This window comes from Neolewinella sp. (genome assembly GCF_965214665.1).
Lineage (GTDB): Bacteria > Bacteroidota > Bacteroidia > Chitinophagales > Saprospiraceae > Neolewinella.
This window is the reverse complement of sequence record NZ_OZ243970.1, coordinates 1459044-1475228: the sequence shown is the minus strand read 5'-3', so window position 1 is coordinate 1475228 and position 16185 is coordinate 1459044. Positions and strand designations below refer to the sequence as shown.

General features: G+C 59.6%; 15 protein-coding genes and 1 tRNA gene. 8 read left to right on the top strand and 8 right to left on the bottom strand.

Annotated features, from left to right (window positions below; translation table 11 throughout):
* Positions 1-26: 26 nt before the first annotated feature.
* A complete protein-coding gene (locus ACOOHD_RS06595) occupies positions 27-1319 on the top strand; it encodes a Pycsar system effector family protein (RefSeq protein ID WP_420460778.1) in 1293 nt (430 codons plus the stop codon).
* Here ACOOHD_RS06595 and ACOOHD_RS06590 read toward each other — a convergent pair.
* The 3 genes from ACOOHD_RS06590 to ACOOHD_RS06580 are packed head-to-tail and all read right to left on the bottom strand — an operon-like array spanning position 1316 to position 5024.
* Positions 1316-2920, bottom strand: coding sequence for a M28 family peptidase (locus tag ACOOHD_RS06590; RefSeq protein WP_420460777.1), 1605 nt, complete (start codon positions 2918-2920; stop codon positions 1316-1318). The two genes, ACOOHD_RS06595 and ACOOHD_RS06590, sit on opposite strands and share 4 nt — an antisense overlap.
* Positions 2921-2924: 4 nt before the next feature.
* Positions 2925-4469, bottom strand: coding sequence for a hypothetical protein (locus ACOOHD_RS06585; RefSeq protein WP_420460776.1), 1545 nt, complete (start codon positions 4467-4469; stop codon positions 2925-2927).
* A gap of 3 nt (positions 4470-4472) precedes the next feature.
* The gene (locus tag ACOOHD_RS06580; protein WP_420460775.1) at positions 4473-5024 is read right to left on the bottom strand and encodes an RNA polymerase sigma factor; all 552 of its coding nucleotides are present in this window, start codon (positions 5022-5024) and stop codon (positions 4473-4475) included.
* A 184-nt stretch (positions 5025-5208) separates the two neighbouring features.
* Here ACOOHD_RS06580 and ACOOHD_RS06575 point away from each other — a divergent pair, with 184 nt between their 5' ends.
* Positions 5209-7029 carry a M61 family metallopeptidase gene (locus tag ACOOHD_RS06575; protein ID WP_420460774.1) on the top strand — a complete coding sequence of 607 codons (1821 nt, stop codon included), beginning with the start codon at positions 5209-5211 and terminating at the stop codon, positions 7027-7029.
* A 6-nt stretch (positions 7030-7035) separates the two neighbouring features.
* Here ACOOHD_RS06575 and ACOOHD_RS06570 read toward each other — a convergent pair whose 3' ends face one another.
* Genes ACOOHD_RS06570 through ACOOHD_RS06560 form a run of 3 tightly spaced genes read right to left on the bottom strand, consistent with a single transcriptional unit; the run spans position 7036 to position 10395 of the window.
* Positions 7036-9456 (bottom strand): prolyl oligopeptidase family serine peptidase, encoded by a 2421-nt coding sequence (locus ACOOHD_RS06570; protein WP_420460773.1) that lies wholly within the window; start codon positions 9454-9456, stop codon positions 7036-7038.
* Positions 9457-9502: 46 nt separating this feature from the next.
* On the bottom strand, positions 9503-9787 hold the full coding sequence (locus ACOOHD_RS06565) for a hypothetical protein (RefSeq protein ID WP_420460772.1): 285 nt from the start codon (positions 9785-9787) through the stop codon (positions 9503-9505).
* A gap of 14 nt (positions 9788-9801) precedes the next feature.
* Positions 9802-10395, bottom strand: coding sequence for a hypothetical protein (locus tag ACOOHD_RS06560; RefSeq protein WP_420460771.1), 594 nt, complete (start codon positions 10393-10395; stop codon positions 9802-9804).
* Positions 10396-10553: 158 nt separating this feature from the next.
* Between ACOOHD_RS06560 and ACOOHD_RS06555 the strand changes: the two genes are divergently transcribed.
* From ACOOHD_RS06555 to ACOOHD_RS06540, 4 genes are all read left to right on the top strand, one after another.
* Positions 10554-10718, top strand: a complete 165-nt coding sequence (locus tag ACOOHD_RS06555) for a DUF1328 domain-containing protein (protein ID WP_238750032.1) — start codon at positions 10554-10556, stop codon at positions 10716-10718.
* Positions 10719-10795: 77 nt separating this feature from the next.
* Positions 10796-11005, top strand: coding sequence for a hypothetical protein (locus ACOOHD_RS06550; RefSeq protein ID WP_420460770.1), 210 nt, complete (start codon positions 10796-10798; stop codon positions 11003-11005).
* A gap of 57 nt (positions 11006-11062) precedes the next feature.
* A complete protein-coding gene (locus ACOOHD_RS06545; protein WP_420460769.1) occupies positions 11063-12244 on the top strand; it encodes a hypothetical protein in 1182 nt (393 codons plus the stop codon).
* Between the two features lie 18 nt (positions 12245-12262).
* A complete protein-coding gene (locus ACOOHD_RS06540) occupies positions 12263-12631 on the top strand; it encodes a hypothetical protein (RefSeq protein WP_420460768.1) in 369 nt (122 codons plus the stop codon).
* A gap of 158 nt (positions 12632-12789) precedes the next feature.
* Here ACOOHD_RS06540 and ACOOHD_RS06535 read toward each other — a convergent pair.
* Positions 12790-12865, bottom strand: a tRNA-Thr gene (locus tag ACOOHD_RS06535).
* A 35-nt stretch (positions 12866-12900) separates the two neighbouring features.
* Between ACOOHD_RS06535 and ACOOHD_RS06530 the strand changes: the two genes are divergently transcribed.
* Both ACOOHD_RS06530 and ACOOHD_RS06525 read left to right on the top strand, forming a co-directional pair.
* Positions 12901-14487: a peptide chain release factor 3 gene (locus tag ACOOHD_RS06530; protein WP_420460767.1), complete on the top strand. Its 1587-nt coding sequence runs from the start codon at positions 12901-12903 to the stop codon at positions 14485-14487.
* Between the two features lie 245 nt (positions 14488-14732).
* Positions 14733-15737, top strand: a complete 1005-nt coding sequence (locus ACOOHD_RS06525) for a serine hydrolase (protein ID WP_420460766.1) — start codon at positions 14733-14735, stop codon at positions 15735-15737.
* On the opposite strand, the gene ACOOHD_RS06520 is transcribed toward ACOOHD_RS06525, so the two are convergent.
* Entirely contained in the window at positions 15734-16126 is a 393-nt protein-coding gene (locus tag ACOOHD_RS06520) for a Fur family transcriptional regulator (protein ID WP_420460765.1), read from the bottom strand. The genes ACOOHD_RS06525 and ACOOHD_RS06520 overlap by 4 nt on opposite strands.
* Positions 16127-16185: the final 59 nt, after the last annotated feature.

Below are 16185 nucleotides of genomic sequence, written 5' to 3'. Positions count from 1 at the left end.
CTGGCCGTGATTGATGTTATACTACGATGAATACAGAAACGCTGACGGGACCGGTAGGCCTGCTGGGGGAGGTGGAAGCCCACGTGGAGGATCTAATCCGTAGTGGGATGGACGCGCGCTACGTATACCACAACTTCCAGCATACCTGCGCCGTGGTGGAGGCGGCCGGGGAGATCGCGGCGCAGTATGACCTGGAGGAGTCCGACCTGCTCGCAATCCGCATAGCCGCCTGGTTTCACGATACGGGCTATACCGAGGGTTGGGAAGCTCACGAGACGCGTAGCGCCGACCACGCCGAGGCATACTTACGCGACTATGGTATCGATGACGAGGCGCTGATCGAAAAAGTGCGCGGTGCGATCATGGCCACGCGCATACCCCAGCAGCCGCAGACCTTCGTAGGAGAAATTGTGGCCGATGCCGACCTCAGTCACCTGGGGGAGGCAAGCTACTGGGACCGCTGCGGCCGGGTGCGCCAGGAGTTCGCCCTGACGCGCGACCTCGTGATGTCGGACCAGGAGTGGATCGACTTTGAGCTGGCGTTCATGCTTGATCACGAATACCATACGGAGGCGGCCCGCGAGCTTTACGGTAAGCTGAAGGAGAAACACGTCAAGGAGCTCTACCGGCGTAAGAAATCGCTGTATCCCGACCCTACACCAACCAACCTGGCCGAACTCGAGCGGGAGAAGAAGCAGAAAAAGACCTTCAAAAAGAAGCGCGACAAGACAAAAGAGCCCTTCAAACCCGGGCGCGGCGTAGAGACCATGTACCGGGCCACCTACAGCTCGCAGGTCAACTTGAGCAGTATGGCCGATAGTAAGGCCAATATCATGCTGTCGGTCAACGCGATCATCCTGAGTATCTCGGCGGCGAATCTGTTTCCGAAGCTCGATACTAACCCCCACCTCACGCTGCCGACCATTATTCTGATGGCAGTGTGTCTGAGCTCGCTCTTCTTCGCCATCCAGGCCACCCGCCCCAAGATCACGGAGGGCAAGAGCAGCCTAGATGATATCAAAGCCAAACGCAGCAACCTGTTGTTCTTCGGTAATTTTTACAGGATGCCGCTGGAGGACTATGAGTACGGCATGAGTGAAATGCTGAAGGATGAAGACTTTTTGTACAGCACCATGTCGCGTGACCTGTACTACCTCGGGGTGGTGCTAGCCAAGAAGTATGCCTACCTACGTATTTGCTACAGCGTGTTCCTCTACGGTTTAATCGTGGCCGTGTTGGGTTTTGTAGCTGCGGCCGTGTACTACAATATGCAGGCAGACGGCACGGCGGTGGTAGGTAGCTCGCTGTTCGGTTTTTAGGGGCGCACGTCCACCTCGATGCGTTTATCCTGGTTGGCCAACTGCCAGGCGTTGTAGAAGACCAACTGACCGATGCGGACCATCTTATCGAAGTTGATTTTATCGACCGTGTCCGTATCCCGGTGGTAGTCGGCGTGGCTGCCGTTGAAGAAGAAGATACTGGGAATGCCGTTGCGGGCAAAGTTGTAGTGATCGGAGCGGTAGTAGTAGCGGTTCGGGTCGGACTCCAGATTATAGGTGTAGTCCAGTTCCAGCTGCGTGAAGTCGCGGTTGACCGTTTCGTTGATCTGGTGCAGCTCGGTGCTGAGCCGGTCACTGCCAATGACGTAGATGTAGTTGGGGTCGGCGGCGTGCTTCTCATCCACCCGGCCGACCATATCAACATTGATATCGGCAATGGTCTGGTCCAGGGGGAAGACCGGGTGGCTGGCGTAGTACTCCGACCCCAGTAGGCCCTTTTCTTCCCCGCTGACCCAGAGGAAGAGTACGCTACGCCGGGGCCCGAGTCCCTCCTGCTTGGCCATCACGAAGGCCTCGGCGATCTCGAGTACGGTGCTGGTGCCCGAGCCGTTGTCGTCGGCTCCGTTGAAGACGGCCTCGCCCCGCTTCCCGAGGTGGTCGTAGTGGGCACTGACCACCAGCACCTCGTTTTTGAGTACGGAGTCCGTGCCTTCGAGGTAACCGAGGACGTTCTCTCCGATGAGTTCCGACACGAGCTTTTCCTGAATCAGCCGCAGCTCGGTAGTTACCGTGACGGGGCGCAGGCGGCCGGACTTCTCGATGCGGCGGCGGGCCCTGACTACCTTTTTGTATTCCTTTCCGAGCAATGTGCGGGCCAGTTCGGGCGTGATGTACACGGAGTTGGCGGTACGGCGCTCAGCCTCCGTCTGCTCCACCATTCGTAACCGGCCGTCAAGGACCTCCTGGCGTACGTCCTGCACGTTTTTGCGGAAGGCGGGGTCGATGACGAACACGGTTTCCACTCCGTGCTCGCGGGCAAGCTCCAACTTGCGGCCGTCGTCGAGGCTCCAGTCGCTGGGATCCTTCGTGCCGGTCAGCAGGAAGTTGCCATTACGGTTGCGGGGCTCCCCGGCGAAGATGAGGATGTGCTTACCCGCCACGTCGTGACCGGCGTAGTCGCTGTACCCATCGGCGTCGATACCGTACCCCAGAAAGGTGAGGTCGTTGATGTCCACCGGTCCGCGACTATTGTTTTTGCCGGGGGAGGCATAGTAATCCCATAGGTGGCGCAGTTCCTCACCGTCTAGGCGCAGCGAGATCGTATCCCAGGCCTGGCGGCTAAAGCGGATGCGCTGGAAGTAGCTGCTGTCGGGGCCGATCGCGGGAAAGCCCAGCGCCTCGATTTGGGAGCGTAGGTAGTCGGCCGCCCGCTTTTGTCCGGGCTGACCGGTCTCGCGGCCCTCCATGGTATCGGAGGCCAGGATGGTCAGATGACGGCGCAGGTCGGCTGCGGTGATGGTAGCCGCCAACGTTTGGGCCTGGGTGTCCGTAGTGGGAAGGGCCGCCCGCTGGGCACCGAGCACCGCGGGGGTGCAAACCAGGAGTCCGGCTACGGCCAGACAGGTACAAAGATTTAGCATAGGGCTATTTGTCCGTCAACCGAAAGCGCGTTCCGACGCGGAGCATGGTGTTATGAATTCGGTCCTGCAGGGGCCCCTTGCCGCCATCGTCTTCGCGCAGGGTAAAGAGCCGCGACACGGTGGGGGAGAAGTACAGGCTCCAGCGGTTATCGAGTAGGCGCTCTATGCGAATGTTACCGCTGAGGTAAAGGCTGGTATTGTCGAGGAGCGACCCGCCCTGTAGGTACCCCGTGGGGGGATCGACAAAGTCGTTGAAGCCCTTCTGGAGCCCACTCGACTTCGTGAGCTTACCGGCCAGGAAAAGTTCCTGCCGGTAAAGGTCGGCTTGTTTGCGCAGGTCGTCGTAAGTGAAATCCGCGGCTAACCTAAATTCGGAGGCGAGTACGACATTGGCCGAGAGTCCCACGCCCACGGAAACCTGCCAGTCGTCGGTGCGCCGGATCACCCGCTCGTAGTTGAGCGGGATGGACACGGTATTGTAAAGCAGGCGGCCGAAGCGTACGCGGTCGGGGTCCTCCTGACGTCTCCGCCTACGGTCTTCTAGTACCAGGATCTCTGCCGGAACGTAGGACCGGTTGCCGTAGATCAGACCGACCTGGATGCCGTTTTTCCCCTTCGTGATGTCGACCAGCGTGCCTAGGCTCCAGTCGCGGGAGAGGAGCGTGCCGGCCTCGATCCCTAATCCGGGATTGGCCAGGGTTTTGACCTGATTTAAATCGAGGGGCGAGACAAACACATTTAAGTAGTACCGGATGGGCTCCCCCGCATCGGGCAGGGGCAGTGCGAGAGCGGGCTTGACCCCGGTCGACCAGTGCTTAACTGAAAAGGCGGTCCGGTCCACCGGACCGGTGAGGTTGGGCGACGTAGTAGTGCGCTTAGGTAGGGCGGCGGCAGCAAGGCGGGGCGCTGCGGACTCAGGTAATCGAGTAGGAATTACCACACTCAGGGGGGCAACCGCCGTGCGGCTCCTTAAAGCATGCCTAGCATCCGCCGCGGTGGAACGAGTCGGGGGGGCGGTGATGGATAGGGGTAGCGCAGGCGGCGTGGCCGCTAGGAGATCGACTTGGGTGCTCAGGTCAGGCTTATTCTGGGCGAGTTGCTGCTCCGACCGCGGGGCGGTGGGGGTACCGAACTGTACGTACAGCAGCAGCATGCTGAGGAGAAAGGCCACCTCGGCCACCTTCATGCAACCTACCATCTCGCGGCGCTTTCCGATGGTGTCCAGGCGGGCGGCCAGTAGCGCCCAGCCCGATACCCGGGCGGGTGCCGAACGTTCCAGGCCGGCGGAAACTAATTGATCTACTTCGGAGGTAGTGCTGAGTTCGGCCGCAGTCAGCTTTTGTTCAAATGCCGCCCAGCTGCCAGCGGGAAGTACGGGGGCCAGGGCGGTTAACTTCTCCGCTACTACCTCATCCGCCGTACCGGCAGGCTGCGGCGGGGCGGCGGCGGCATCCAGCTGCTGCTGTAATTCAGCCCAGCCCCGTGCGGGGGGTGGCGGCAGGTCGGCGAGGCGCCGGCGGATCAGGTCATCTAATGAGTGCGGTGTCATATACTAGCGCCCGGGGGCGGTCAGCGTCTTCTGCAGCTTGGCGCGTGCTTTGACGAGATTTGAGCGTGAGGTGGAATCAGTAATGTTAAGCTGTTCGGCGATCTCCTTATGGCTATATCCCTCGATCACGTAGAGGTTAAAAATGGTCCGGTAGGTCGGCGGCAACTGCTGCACGGCGGCCAGGATTTCCTGGGCCGAACACTGCGAGATCACGTCCGGCACATCGGAGCTCAACTGGTAGGCCCGCTCGATGTCCTCGGTACGCCGCCGTACCGACCGCCGGTAGTGATCGATGGCCGTATTGACCGTGATGCGCCGCATCCAGGCCAGCAGCGCGGTGCCGGTCTCGTAGCGACCGATCTTACCAAAGATTTTGATGAAGCTCTCGTGCAGCAGATCCATCGCTTCGTCCTCGCTCCCCGTATAGCGCTGGCAGATAGCCATCAGGGGACTGTAGTGGGTCTCGTACAGCACACGCTGCGCCTCGCGGTCTCCCCGACGGAGGGCGGCCACGAACTGTTCCTCATCGTGCTCCAGACAGATCGAATAGTCCATAAGATAAGATCGGGTAACACCTCCCACGGACCGGATGCGGCTCGGCCGCTACCGTATCCTCAGGAGATAATACCGTAAGGTAAACGGTACCATAGCAAGATACGCTGCCAAAATGCACAAATTAATGCTAGCCGACAAGCCGCACGGACAGGGCAGTATCTTGGCACCCACTCTCCGGTCCACTATGCGCTATCTACTTACCCTACCGCTCCTACTTTTTGCCCTGTCCCTTACCGCCCAGCTCGACTGGGTAGCCCACCATCCGGGCACCATCACCTACACCCTCGATCTGGAAAATGTGCAACAGCACGAGCTGCGGGTCACCATCGACTTTCCGGCCGTTCCCCCGGGGGTGTTTTACGTCAAAATGCCGCAGTCTAGCCCCGGCCGTTACGCCCAGCACAACTTTGCGCGCAACGTGTATGATGTCGAGGTTTCGGGCGGGGGCGCAGGTGCCGCGCACGTGGATCGGGTAGATCCCACCAGCTGGGCCGTCACGGGCCACTCCGGACGGGTTACCTTCTCCTATACGCTATTCGCCAACGGGGGGGACGGCACCTACTCCGGCGTTGACGACCGCAAGCTCCACCTCAATATGCCGGCCTCCTTTCCCTACGGCGAACAGCTCAGTGACCGACCGATCCTGCTACAGCTCCGGGAAGGACAGCGCCCCGGCTGGGAGGTAGCTACCCAGTTGGTCGATCTCGGAGGTCGACGCTTTGCCGCCCCGAATTACTACTACTTCTACGATTCTCCGACCATGGTGGGCACCATCATGCGCGACGAATTCACGGTCACCAGCGGGCAGCGGGTAGATACCATCGCGGTAGCCATGGTCCACGACGGCAGCCGGGAGGACTTCGACGCCTACGTGGTGATGGTCGATAGCGTCGTACACGCGCAGCAACGCATTTACGGGGAGCTCCCGGCCTATGACTATGGCCGGTATACCTTCCTGTGTGCCTATAATCTCTACATCGGCGGTGACGGCATGGAGCACCGCAACTCCACGGTCTGCTCCGCCCCGGTGGACCTGGCCGGCAACGAGCAGGCCCTGATCGGTACGGTCAGTCACGAGTTTTTCCACTGCTGGAACGTGGAGCGGATCCGGCCCGCCAGTCTGGAACCCTTCTCCTTTGACCACGTCAATATGAGTGGCGAGCTGTGGTTCGCCGAAGGGTTCACGAGCTACTACGACGATCTGGCCCTGCTACGCGCGGGCCTGCTGGAGCCGGCCGACTACGCACAACGCCTGGCCGGTCAGCTCAATTACGTCGTGCTCGCCCCCGGCCGCCAGCACCGCTCGCCCATCGCCATGAGCCAGCAGGCACCCTTCGTCGATGCCGCCACCGCCAACGACCCGGACAACTACGCCAATACCTTCGTAAGCTACTACCCCTACGGGGCGACTCTGGGGCTGGCCCTCGATCTGGAACTGCGTCAGCGCGGGCACACCCTCGACGAAATGATGCGCCTCATGTGGCAGCGCTACGGCAGACCGGAGATCCCCTACCACATCCGCGACATCCAGCTCGCGCTTGCGGATGTGGTACAGGATTCCGCCTGGGCGCAGCAGTGGTTCGCCGATCACATTTACGGCAGTGCGCTGCCGGACTTTACCGAGCTGTTGCAACCCTACGGAGTTTCCATCGCGCAGCGCGAACCGGACAGCGTCGGCTTTTACGGTCTGCGGCTACGCGATACCGATGAGGGACTGGAGGTGGGCGGTCCGGTGGTAGAAAATAGCCCGCTTTACGCTGCCGGACTCGATCAGGGTAGCCTGATCACTTCTCTGGACGGGCATCAGGTAAGTAGTCAGGCCGATTGGAGCGAGTTGGTGCGTGGTTTGCGGCTCGGACAGGAGTACGAGATCGGCTTCCGGCAGCTGGGCCGTGAGAAGACGGGGCGCTTTACGGCGGGCAGTGATCCGAGTTTTACCGGCTCGCTTATTGAGGATGCCGATGCCGAGCAGCTAGGGCGACGGGCCGGCTGGCTGGGGCAGTAGCGACAGCTAGCGGCTCACGTCCTTATTCTTCACGTGCTCCTCCAACCACTGATCCTGCTCCCAGAGCATGTGCAGGATGCTTTCCTTGGCGCGGTAGCCGTGACTTTCCTTGGGTAGCATCACCAGGCGCACCGTGGCCCCCAGCCCTTTGAGCGCATTAAAGTAGCGTTCGCTCTGGAGCGGATAGGTGCCGGAGTTATTATCCGCCTCGCCGTGGATGAGCAGCAGCGGGGTTTTCATCTTATCGGCGTGCATAAAGGGTGACATGGTATTGTACACCTCGGGGGCCTCCCAGTAGCTGCGCTGCTCGCTCTGAAAGCCAAAGGGGGTGAGGGTGCGGTTGTAGGCTCCGCTGCGGGCAATGCCGGCGGCAAAGAGATTGCTGTGCGATAGCAGATTAGCCACCATAAAGGCGCCGTAGCTATGCCCTCCTACGGCCACCCGCTCACGGTCCACGTATCCCATCGCGTCTACGGCATCGATGGCCGCCCGGGCGTTACCGACCAACTGGTCGCGGAAGGAATCGTTGGGCTCCTCGTCCCCCTCCCCGATGATGGGGAAGGCCGCATCGTCCAGCACCACGTACCCCCGCGCCGCCCAGAATAAGGGGGAGCCGTAGCTGGGGTAGGTAAACTGGTTGGGGTTAGACGTAGTCTGTGCCGCACTGGCTTTGTCCTTAAACTCCCGGGGATAGGCCCAGAGGATCATCGGCATCTTTTCCTTCGCCACGGTGTCATAACCAACTGGCAGATACAACGTGCCCGAAAGTTCCAATCCATCGGCCCGCTCGTAGGTGATCACCTCCTTGTGGACGTCCTGCAGACTCCGAAAGGGGTTGTCGAAATCAGTCAGTTGCTGCGTCTGTTCGCCGGCCAGATCACGGAAGTAGTAGTTCGGGTAGTCGATGGCCGACTCCTCCCGCACCAGCAGTCGCTGCGTACTGGGGTCGTAGTCCAGTAGCTCCTCCAGCCGGTTCGTGTAGCTTGACCGGTAGAGTTCCTCCGTCTCCTGGCTGGCCAGGTCGATGGCGTGCAGGAAGGGGAATTGCCCCTCCGCGGTGAAGCCCTCGCCGATCAGGAAGGCCGTACCGTCCTCCAGTGCGAGTACCTCACTACCAAGTGCATTGCGCGTTGTTACGAAGCTGCCCGGATCACTGTAGCTATCCTGGTAGTTGCGGTCGAAGAGCACCCGCGCCGAATCCTGCCCGCTGGGATCGAAGGTGTAGACCTTCAGGTTGCGGGTGTCGAACCAGCGGTCGTAGGCCACGGCCGTCCGGTCGTCCCCCCACTGCAGCCCCGCATACCGGTTGCGCAGCCTGATGAGCGAGGCGCCTTCACCGGCGAACGGAGCTTCGAGCTGGTATACCTCATCCCGGTAGTCAGCCTCCCGCTCCGGATCGCCACCGTCCAGGGCCTGCACGTACACCAGCGTAGCCGGCCGGTCATCGCGCCACTGGATACTCCGCCGCTCCGTGGTTGTGGCCATAAATCCCTGCGGCAGCACCTCGATCAGGGGCAGCTCGGCTACCGTCTGTACGCTATCTCCCGCTGCCGTATAGATCGTGGTGGTGGAGGGGAAGCGGTCATAGGGTACGAGGTAGGAGAAGGGCCGTTCCAGCGTTGTGACCATGACGTAGGATCCGTCCGGACTGTAGCTGATGGCATCGTACATGGCAGCCGGCAAAAACTCCTCCGCATCCCCCTGCAGCGGCACCCGGTAGAGCACCGAGCGGGCCAGCTGCTCGAAATTGTGCTCATCGTTGGGGTTAGTGAGCAGGTCCTGGTAGGTGCGGTTCTGCGCCTTCTCACCCGTTGCCACCGAGATCGTAGGACCAGTAGGTACGGCAGAGGCCGCATCGATCAACTCCTGCCGATCCTCCGGAAGCATTTTGACGAGTATAGACTGCCCGTCTTCGGCCCAGTTCAGTACGTCGTCGAGGTTTGCGTTCACCCGCGCCTCGGTGAGCCGGCGGGCACTCCCCTGGCCGAGGTCGGCCACCCAGACTTCCACCCCCTCCGGAGTCGTGTTGGTCAGGGCGATCATCCGCTGATCGGGCGACCAGGTAAAGTTGGCTAGGCGCGGCGCTGCGGGCAGGCCGTTTAGGGAGCGCTCGGCACCCATTGCGCTACTTAGCGGACGCACCTTCACGTCATTGTAGTACGTCTGCCGGCTACCGATATTGGTCTTCGGGTCGATCCGTAGTCCGCCCAGTCGCAGCTCGGTCTCCGATAGTTCGGCGATTGATTTGAAGGCATCGCGATACAGCAGCACCATGTATTTCCGCTCGTGATCCATCAGCACGGTGGGTGCCAGCGGCACGTCTACCAGCTCGAGAATTTCCTGCGGGGGCAGTTGGTAGTCCAGCTTTTCCTGGGCGCGGACGCAGGTGCAAGCAAGGAGGAGAAGGCAGAGTAAGTAAAGGCGCATAGTCTTGACGGCTTAGTACGCCAAGATAGGACTTTCGGCCGATGGTCTAGACGGCGGCACCTGCTACCGGGGCGGTGGCGTCCTCCGCATCCCGCAGCCGTTCGTAGTGGGCGCGGTGTTTACTGGCATCGGCCAGGATGCTGAGCCCGCTGTTGAATACCGTCAGGGCGATGGTCCCCTTGATCACCCAGCGCAGGACCGGGGCACCGGACTGCTTGCTGACGGCTGCCTCGCTGATGAGGCTGGCTCCCAGACCGGTCAGTACCAGGGCGAGGGGAGCCTTAGTGATCCAGCTGCGGTACTGCTGGTTTCGATCGTAGGCGTTTGTCATAGTGGATTGAGGTGTTAGATTTCTACAATATCTGGCATATGGCCCTTCTCCTCGTAGGCGGTTACGAGCGCCTCGATCTCGTCGGCTGATAGATAGTATCTACGCAGCCGCTTCTTGTAGTGTTCGGGCAGGGTAGCGTGGTCCATCAAATAATGTTTGGTGGCGATCACCTCGGCCCCAAAGCCGTGATCCACCGCGATCGAATCGGCCCGCCGTTCGGCCTGGCGCATGTAGCGTGACCAGAGGGCGTAGCCAAGCCCAAAGGCGATCATGCCACGCCAGGGACGGTGGAGGTAATCCACGATATGGCCGAGCTCGTGGGCAAACCAGCCCACCACGACTTCCCGGGGAAGCTCCCTGACGCGCACGTGCTCGGTCACCTCGAGGTGACTGCTAAAGTCCACGCGGTAGTGCCGGGTACGCCGCCGCCAGAACTGCCAGTTAAGCACGGGTTGGGCCCGCATGGTACTGTAGCGAGTGGGCAGTTTACGCAGGTAGATGGGGTGGGGGAGTAGCTCGGGATAGGCGGCTAGCGTATCGGCAAACCACTCCTTGAGGTGGACGCTCTGTACGTTCTGGTATACGATGGTGTGGCGGGGCGGTGGCATACCCGTTCAACCCGGCCGGGGCGGCGAAGTTGGAGCATGCAAACTTTTCCGGTACCGAACATCTATTTCTGCCTCCGGGTTAGGGAAATAGAAAGCAGGCGACAGCAACCGACTGGTGTCAAGTGACTTTCACATCATCCAAACCAAATACCTTCACCATGTTACGCTACGCTCTTATCTTCTTTGTCATTGCCATTGTGGCCGGTATTCTCGGTTTTGGCGGATTCGCCGGTGCAGCTGCGGGCATTGCCCAGATCCTGTTTTACATCTTCTTGGTACTACTCGTGATCAGCCTGATCTCGCGCCTCTTTAACCGGGCCTAGTACTCAAGTATCGCATACCAAAGGCCGCGTTCGGGATCGCCCGTTCGCGGCCTTTTCACATCTACAATCTCCCCCCCATGACCCGTATCCTCTCTATACTGGCTTTTCTAATCTTCTCGGCCACTGCGCTACTGGCCCAGCCGGAGGACGAGAGCCCCTACAGCTCCTCCACCGTTGATCGACCCGCCGGCGACTGGTTTGCTACGAATGGCTTCGTCATCATCTGCGCGGTGATCTTTTTCGGCCTTATGGTATTTCTGTTTCTACGCGGCCGCAAGCGCGCTTAGGACTGTTGTAACCTGCCCTTCCCCCCTTTCTGCTCAAATTTTACCTCTATTCCCACCATGTTCACCCGTACCGACTTCGATATCCTCGCCGCTCAGACCAACGATTACTCCGTCAGCATCTTCATTCCTACCTACCGCGTAGGCAATCAGCAGGAGGACCACATCCGCTTTAAGAACGCGCTCAAAACAGCCCACCAAAAGTTGATGGAGCGCTATGAGCTGAGCGACCACGGTGCGGATGAGTTCCTTGGCGCCGCTACCGAGCTGCTGGATGACACTAAATTTTGGACCGACCTGAGTGATGGTCTGGCCGTATTCATCGGACCCGATCGCATGGACTACTACGCCTGCCCCATCGACTTCGAACCCATGATCTACGTGGCCCCCGAATTTTACCTCCGCCCCCTCGTACCCATGCTCGGGGAGGACAACAAGTTTCACTTCCTGGCCCTCAGCCGGGGTGCGATTAAGTTTTATACCGGTACCGCAGCTAGCATCGCGGAGGTAGACCTTAGTGGACTTACCCCCGTCAACATAGATGACGCACTCATGCAGGATACCCCGGACAACGATCTTAGTCGGGCCGGCGGTGCGGAGGGACAGCGGGGTAGTAACAACCCCGTATTCTTCAACCGGGGGGGTAAAACGGGTGACGAAGTAGAAGAACTAAAGGTGTACTTCGACCGGGTGGATGCCGGTATCAGCGACTACCTCTGCGACGACAAGGCCCCCCTGGTACTCGGTGGGGTAGAACAACTGATCCCGATCTACCAGGAGGCCAACTCCTACAACCACCTCTATACCGACAATCACGTAGCGGGTAATCTGGAGCTCGACGGCCCGGCCGAAATTCACGAGAAAGCCTGGGCAGTGATCGGTACGCATTTTGACGAGCAGCGTCAACGCGACCGGCAGCTGTACGGAGATAATGCCGCCCGCAACGAGGCCGGTAGCGACATCGAGTCCATCGTACCCGCCGCAATCAATGGTCGGATAGCTGCTCTCTGGTTGAATAAGGACCAGTACGTTTACGGCGAGTACCACGCGGAAAATAACGGCGTCGAGATCATGACCGATGAGGACAAGAATGCCACCGAACTACTGAATCTGGCGGCCGTGCGTGCGCTCCAGTCCGGAGCCCGCGTGTATAATCTGCCAGCTACCGAGCTTCCCGTAAACGGGTCGGCGGCCTGCGCCATCTACCGCTATGCCGTAGCTGCCGAAACCACCAATCTTTAAACTCTACCTACCCATACCATGCGAAAATTATCAATTTACAGTTTCCTGTTCTTACTCTTAATCGCTCTGACCGCCTGCGGTGAGAACAATATTGATGAGAGTAAGCAGGGCGTTGACAGCGAAAACCTCTCCGAGCACAACGACTCTGACCCCAATAATGATGGTAAGGTCACCTTTGAGGAGCAGTCCGCCCAGGGTGTTTCTACCACCAATACCACGAACTACGCCCAGCGGGCTGATTCGATCCGGACTATTCGGGATACGCTCGTCAAGCCCACTTACACGGACAATGAGTACGAGGCGGCCTATTCCACTTCTACCACCAATCCCGCTAACCAGGTGGAGGGGGGCATTACACCGGGGGACGAGCAGAAGCGCAACCAGTAGTACGATGCTGCCTCCGGCAGCGCCGTTCCACGCAGTCTGCTGACTGCGCTGACACCTAGTTGAAGCAGAAGGAGCCACTTGCGGTAGCAAGTGGCTCCTTCTGCTTTGCGCCGCGACTGCAGGTCGCGTGGCACCCCGCGGGCTTAGACCGCGTTGCATGGAGCCATCCATCGGACTCGAACCGACGACCTATTCATTACGAATGAATTGCTCTACCAACTGAGCTAGGATGGCTGATGGTCCGCAAAGATATATCTTTGCGCTCGATTATGACCAAGCAAACTGCAGAAATTGCCCGCCGGCGCACCTTCGGCATCGTAGCCCACCCGGACGCCGGCAAAACGACGCTGACCGAGAAACTGCTCCTCTTCGGCGGCGCCATTCAGGAGGCCGGCGCAGTGAAGAGCAATAAGATCAAAAAAAGCACGACCTCCGACTTCATGGAAATCGAGCGCCAGCGCGGTATCTCGGTGGCTACCTCCGTGATGGCGTTCGATTACGGGGATAAGAAAATCAACATCCTCGACACCCCCGGCCACAAGGATTTTGCCGAAGATACCTACCGCACCCTCACTGCCGTAGATAGCGTCATCGTGGTCATCGACGTGGCTAAGGGCGTCGAGGAGCAGACTGAGAAGCTCGTCGAGGTCTGCCGCATGCGCAAGACCCCCGTCATCGTGTTCATCAACAAGCTGGACCGGCCGGGTAAGGAATCCTTCGATCTACTCGATGAGGTCGAGCAGAAGCTGTTGCTTAAGGTAGTCCCGCTGAGCTGGCCCATCGGCATGGGTGACCGTTTCCAGGGAGTGTACAACCTGTTTGAGGAGCGGATCGTGCTCTTTCGTCCCGACAACAAGCAGGGCCGCCCGGAGGAGACCATCGAGTTCGATGACCTCCAGGATCCGGAGCTGGATAAGCTTATCGGGCAGGATGCTGCCGCTGAGCTGCGGGAGGAGGTAGAGATGATCCGCGGGGTATATCCGAAATTTAACCGCGACACCTACCTGCGCGGCGATGTGAGCCCGGTATTTTTTGGCTCCGCGGTCAATAACTTCGGGGTCAAGGAGCTACTCGATTGCTTCGTGCGCATCGCCCCCCCACCGATGCCCCGGCCTACGGAGGAGCGGCAGGTCCGCCCGGACGAGGACCAATTCGCCGGTTTCGTCTTCAAGATCCACGCGAATATGGATCCGCGGCACCGTGACCGCATCGCCTTCCTGCGCATCTGCTCCGGTACCTTCGAACGCAACACGAACTACCTGCACGTCCGCCAGGGCCGTAAGCTCAAGTTCGCCAATCCCACCAGCTTTATGGCTGACCGCAAGGAGGTCATCGACTCGGCCTACGCCGGCGACGTCGTAGGACTCTATGACAGCGGTAACTTCAAGATCGGCGACACCCTTACCGAGGGGGAGGAACTCCACTTCAAGGGCATTCCCAGCTTTAGCCCCGAACAGTTTCGCCGCGTGATGAACGGCGATCCCCTCAAATCGAAGCAGCTCGCTAAGGGGATCGACCAGCTCATGGACGAGGGCGTAGCCCAACTCTTCACCCGCGAGGTCGACAACGCCCAGATCATCGGTACGGTAGGTGCCCTACAGTTCGATGTGATCCAGTACCGACTGGAACATGAGTACGGCGCCACGGTCCTCTACGAACCCATCAATCTCTTTAAGGCCCTGTGGGTCACCTGCGAGGACGAGAACGCGCTACAGGCCTTCCGCGAACGGCGGCGGCAACAAATTGCCACCGATAAGGAGGGGCGGCTGGTTTACCTAGCTGACAGCGCCTGGACACTACAGATGGCCCGGGATAACCACCCAGAGATTGTATTCCACTCCACTTCGGAGTTGTAACCGCTCGCACAATATCAACCCTTTAGATGCTGTTAAAGGACTAAAGGCCCCTACAATTGCTTGCCTGTCGGGCAACTAAGTGTATCTTCGTATTGTATTTAGTCAATGGCGCGTGACTACCGCCGCGCTATTTTTCTGTATTCGGGCTTTTCCCACACTTCTTTCCAGCCAGCAGACACGAGACTTTAGCACATTATTAGGTCCGCCTTTTGGGCCGTCTTTGCCTCACACTACGCTTTCTACCTATGCTAAAGCAATCGTTCTTTCTTCTTCTCTCCGTGATCGCCGCGCTCTTCATGAGTAGTGCCGAGTTCGATATCTCCCGTTACCTAGGCGATAAATTCTCCACCTCATCGGCCTTTTACGTACCCATCAACCTAGAGAAAGCCGCCGCCGAGCGTGCGAAGAAGACCGCTGAGCCCGCCACAGCAGCACCCAGTTTTCGCTTGCGGGATCACCAGGACAAGGACCTAGAAGCCCAGCTCAAAGCCGCTATTCTCGCCAACCCCACCTGGGCCCAGCTTTACCGCAGCAAGCGCCTCAGTGTCGGGCTGGTCGATATGGCCGATGCGCGCAGTCCCCGCTTCGCCACCCTCAACGGCAAGCACATGATGTATGCAGCCAGCCTACCGAAAATCGCCGTGCTGGCCGCCGCACACGACGCCATCGAGCGCGGCGAACTGCAAGAAACCGCCACGATTAAACAGGACATGCGGCTTATGATCGCCAAGTCCAACAACGCCGCCACCACCCGCATGATCGACCGGGTAGGCTTCGAGCACATCGAGCGCACCATGCGTGACCCCCGCCACCAACTCTACGACACCGCCAACGGGGGCGGCCTCTGGGTGGGTAAGCGCTATGCCGCCGGCGGACGTCGCTACCCCGACCCCATGAAGGGCATTAGCCACGCGGCCACCACCGAGCAGATCTGCCGCTACTTTTACCTGCTGGCCAACGGGCAGTTGGTGAGTCAGAAGAGTAGCCTGAAGATGATGAGCTACCTGGTCGATCCGGAGCTCCACCATAAATTCGTCAACACCCTCGACCGGGTAGCTCCCCGGGCCAAGGTATACCGCAAGTCCGGTTCCTGGAGCGTCTACCACGCCGACTGCGCCATGGTACAGGGCCCAAACCGGAACTACATCATGACCGCCCTGGTGGAAGACCCCGACGGCGAACAAATCATCCGTGACCTGGGTGAGGTGATGGACAATCTTGCCCATCACGCCAGACCAATCCAGCCCTAATCGGCCTTGACGGTCGGCCTACATTCCGCACAGTAGCCGGAAATCGTTGCGTTTAAACTCACCGGACGATACCCCTGGGGTAAGGGGATCTCGAGGGGCTGAGGCAGACACTCTAGGCGCTGGCAGGCCGTACAGTGAAAATGGGGGTGGTTATCGACGTGGCCCTGCGCATCGCAGTCTTCACAACTAGCAAAGTACTGGCGTCCATCCTCGGCCACGATGCGGTGGACCAGGCCCTCCGCTTCGAAGCGATTAAGGATACGGTAGATGGTGGACCGATCGACAGGCTCGGTGAGTTCGCCCTCGATCATCTCGTGGCTCAACGCACACCCCGCCGATCTAAGCAGTTGTAACACGGCAGCTTTGGAAGTGGTATTTCGACCCGGCATTGTCAAAATTAATGCGACAGAGTCGCAACAAAAGACGATTCAGTGACTTCAGGGAAAGA

What these genes read in the sequence shown, in the direction of transcription:
- ACOOHD_RS06595 (WP_420460778.1), top strand. Translation starts at nt 27, where the DNA reads ATGAATACAGAAACGCTGACGGGACCGGTAGGCCTGCTGGGGGAGGTG.
- ACOOHD_RS06555 (WP_238750032.1), top strand. Translation starts at nt 10,554, where the DNA reads ATGTTACGCTACGCTCTTATCTTCTTTGTCATTGCCATTGTGGCCGGT.
- ACOOHD_RS06565 (WP_420460772.1), bottom strand. Translation starts at nt 9,787, where the DNA reads ATGACAAACGCCTACGATCGAAACCAGCAGTACCGCAGCTGGATCACT.
- ACOOHD_RS06520 (WP_420460765.1), bottom strand. Translation starts at nt 16,126, where the DNA reads ATGCCGGGTCGAAATACCACTTCCAAAGCTGCCGTGTTACAACTGCTT.
- ACOOHD_RS06590 (WP_420460777.1), bottom strand. Translation starts at nt 2,920, where the DNA reads ATGCTAAATCTTTGTACCTGTCTGGCCGTAGCCGGACTCCTGGTTTGC.
- ACOOHD_RS06580 (WP_420460775.1), bottom strand. Translation starts at nt 5,024, where the DNA reads ATGGACTATTCGATCTGTCTGGAGCACGATGAGGAACAGTTCGTGGCC.
- ACOOHD_RS06570 (WP_420460773.1), bottom strand. Translation starts at nt 9,456, where the DNA reads ATGCGCCTTTACTTACTCTGCCTTCTCCTCCTTGCTTGCACCTGCGTC.
- ACOOHD_RS06585 (WP_420460776.1), bottom strand. Translation starts at nt 4,469, where the DNA reads ATGACACCGCACTCATTAGATGACCTGATCCGCCGGCGCCTCGCCGAC.
- ACOOHD_RS06560 (WP_420460771.1), bottom strand. Translation starts at nt 10,395, where the DNA reads ATGCCACCGCCCCGCCACACCATCGTATACCAGAACGTACAGAGCGTC.
- ACOOHD_RS06575 (WP_420460774.1), top strand. Translation starts at nt 5,209, where the DNA reads ATGCGCTATCTACTTACCCTACCGCTCCTACTTTTTGCCCTGTCCCTT.
- ACOOHD_RS06525 (WP_420460766.1), top strand. Translation starts at nt 14,733, where the DNA reads ATGCTAAAGCAATCGTTCTTTCTTCTTCTCTCCGTGATCGCCGCGCTC.
- ACOOHD_RS06540 (WP_420460768.1), top strand. Translation starts at nt 12,263, where the DNA reads ATGCGAAAATTATCAATTTACAGTTTCCTGTTCTTACTCTTAATCGCT.
- ACOOHD_RS06545 (WP_420460769.1), top strand. Translation starts at nt 11,063, where the DNA reads ATGTTCACCCGTACCGACTTCGATATCCTCGCCGCTCAGACCAACGAT.
- ACOOHD_RS06550 (WP_420460770.1), top strand. Translation starts at nt 10,796, where the DNA reads ATGACCCGTATCCTCTCTATACTGGCTTTTCTAATCTTCTCGGCCACT.
- ACOOHD_RS06530 (WP_420460767.1), top strand. Translation starts at nt 12,901, where the DNA reads ATGACCAAGCAAACTGCAGAAATTGCCCGCCGGCGCACCTTCGGCATC.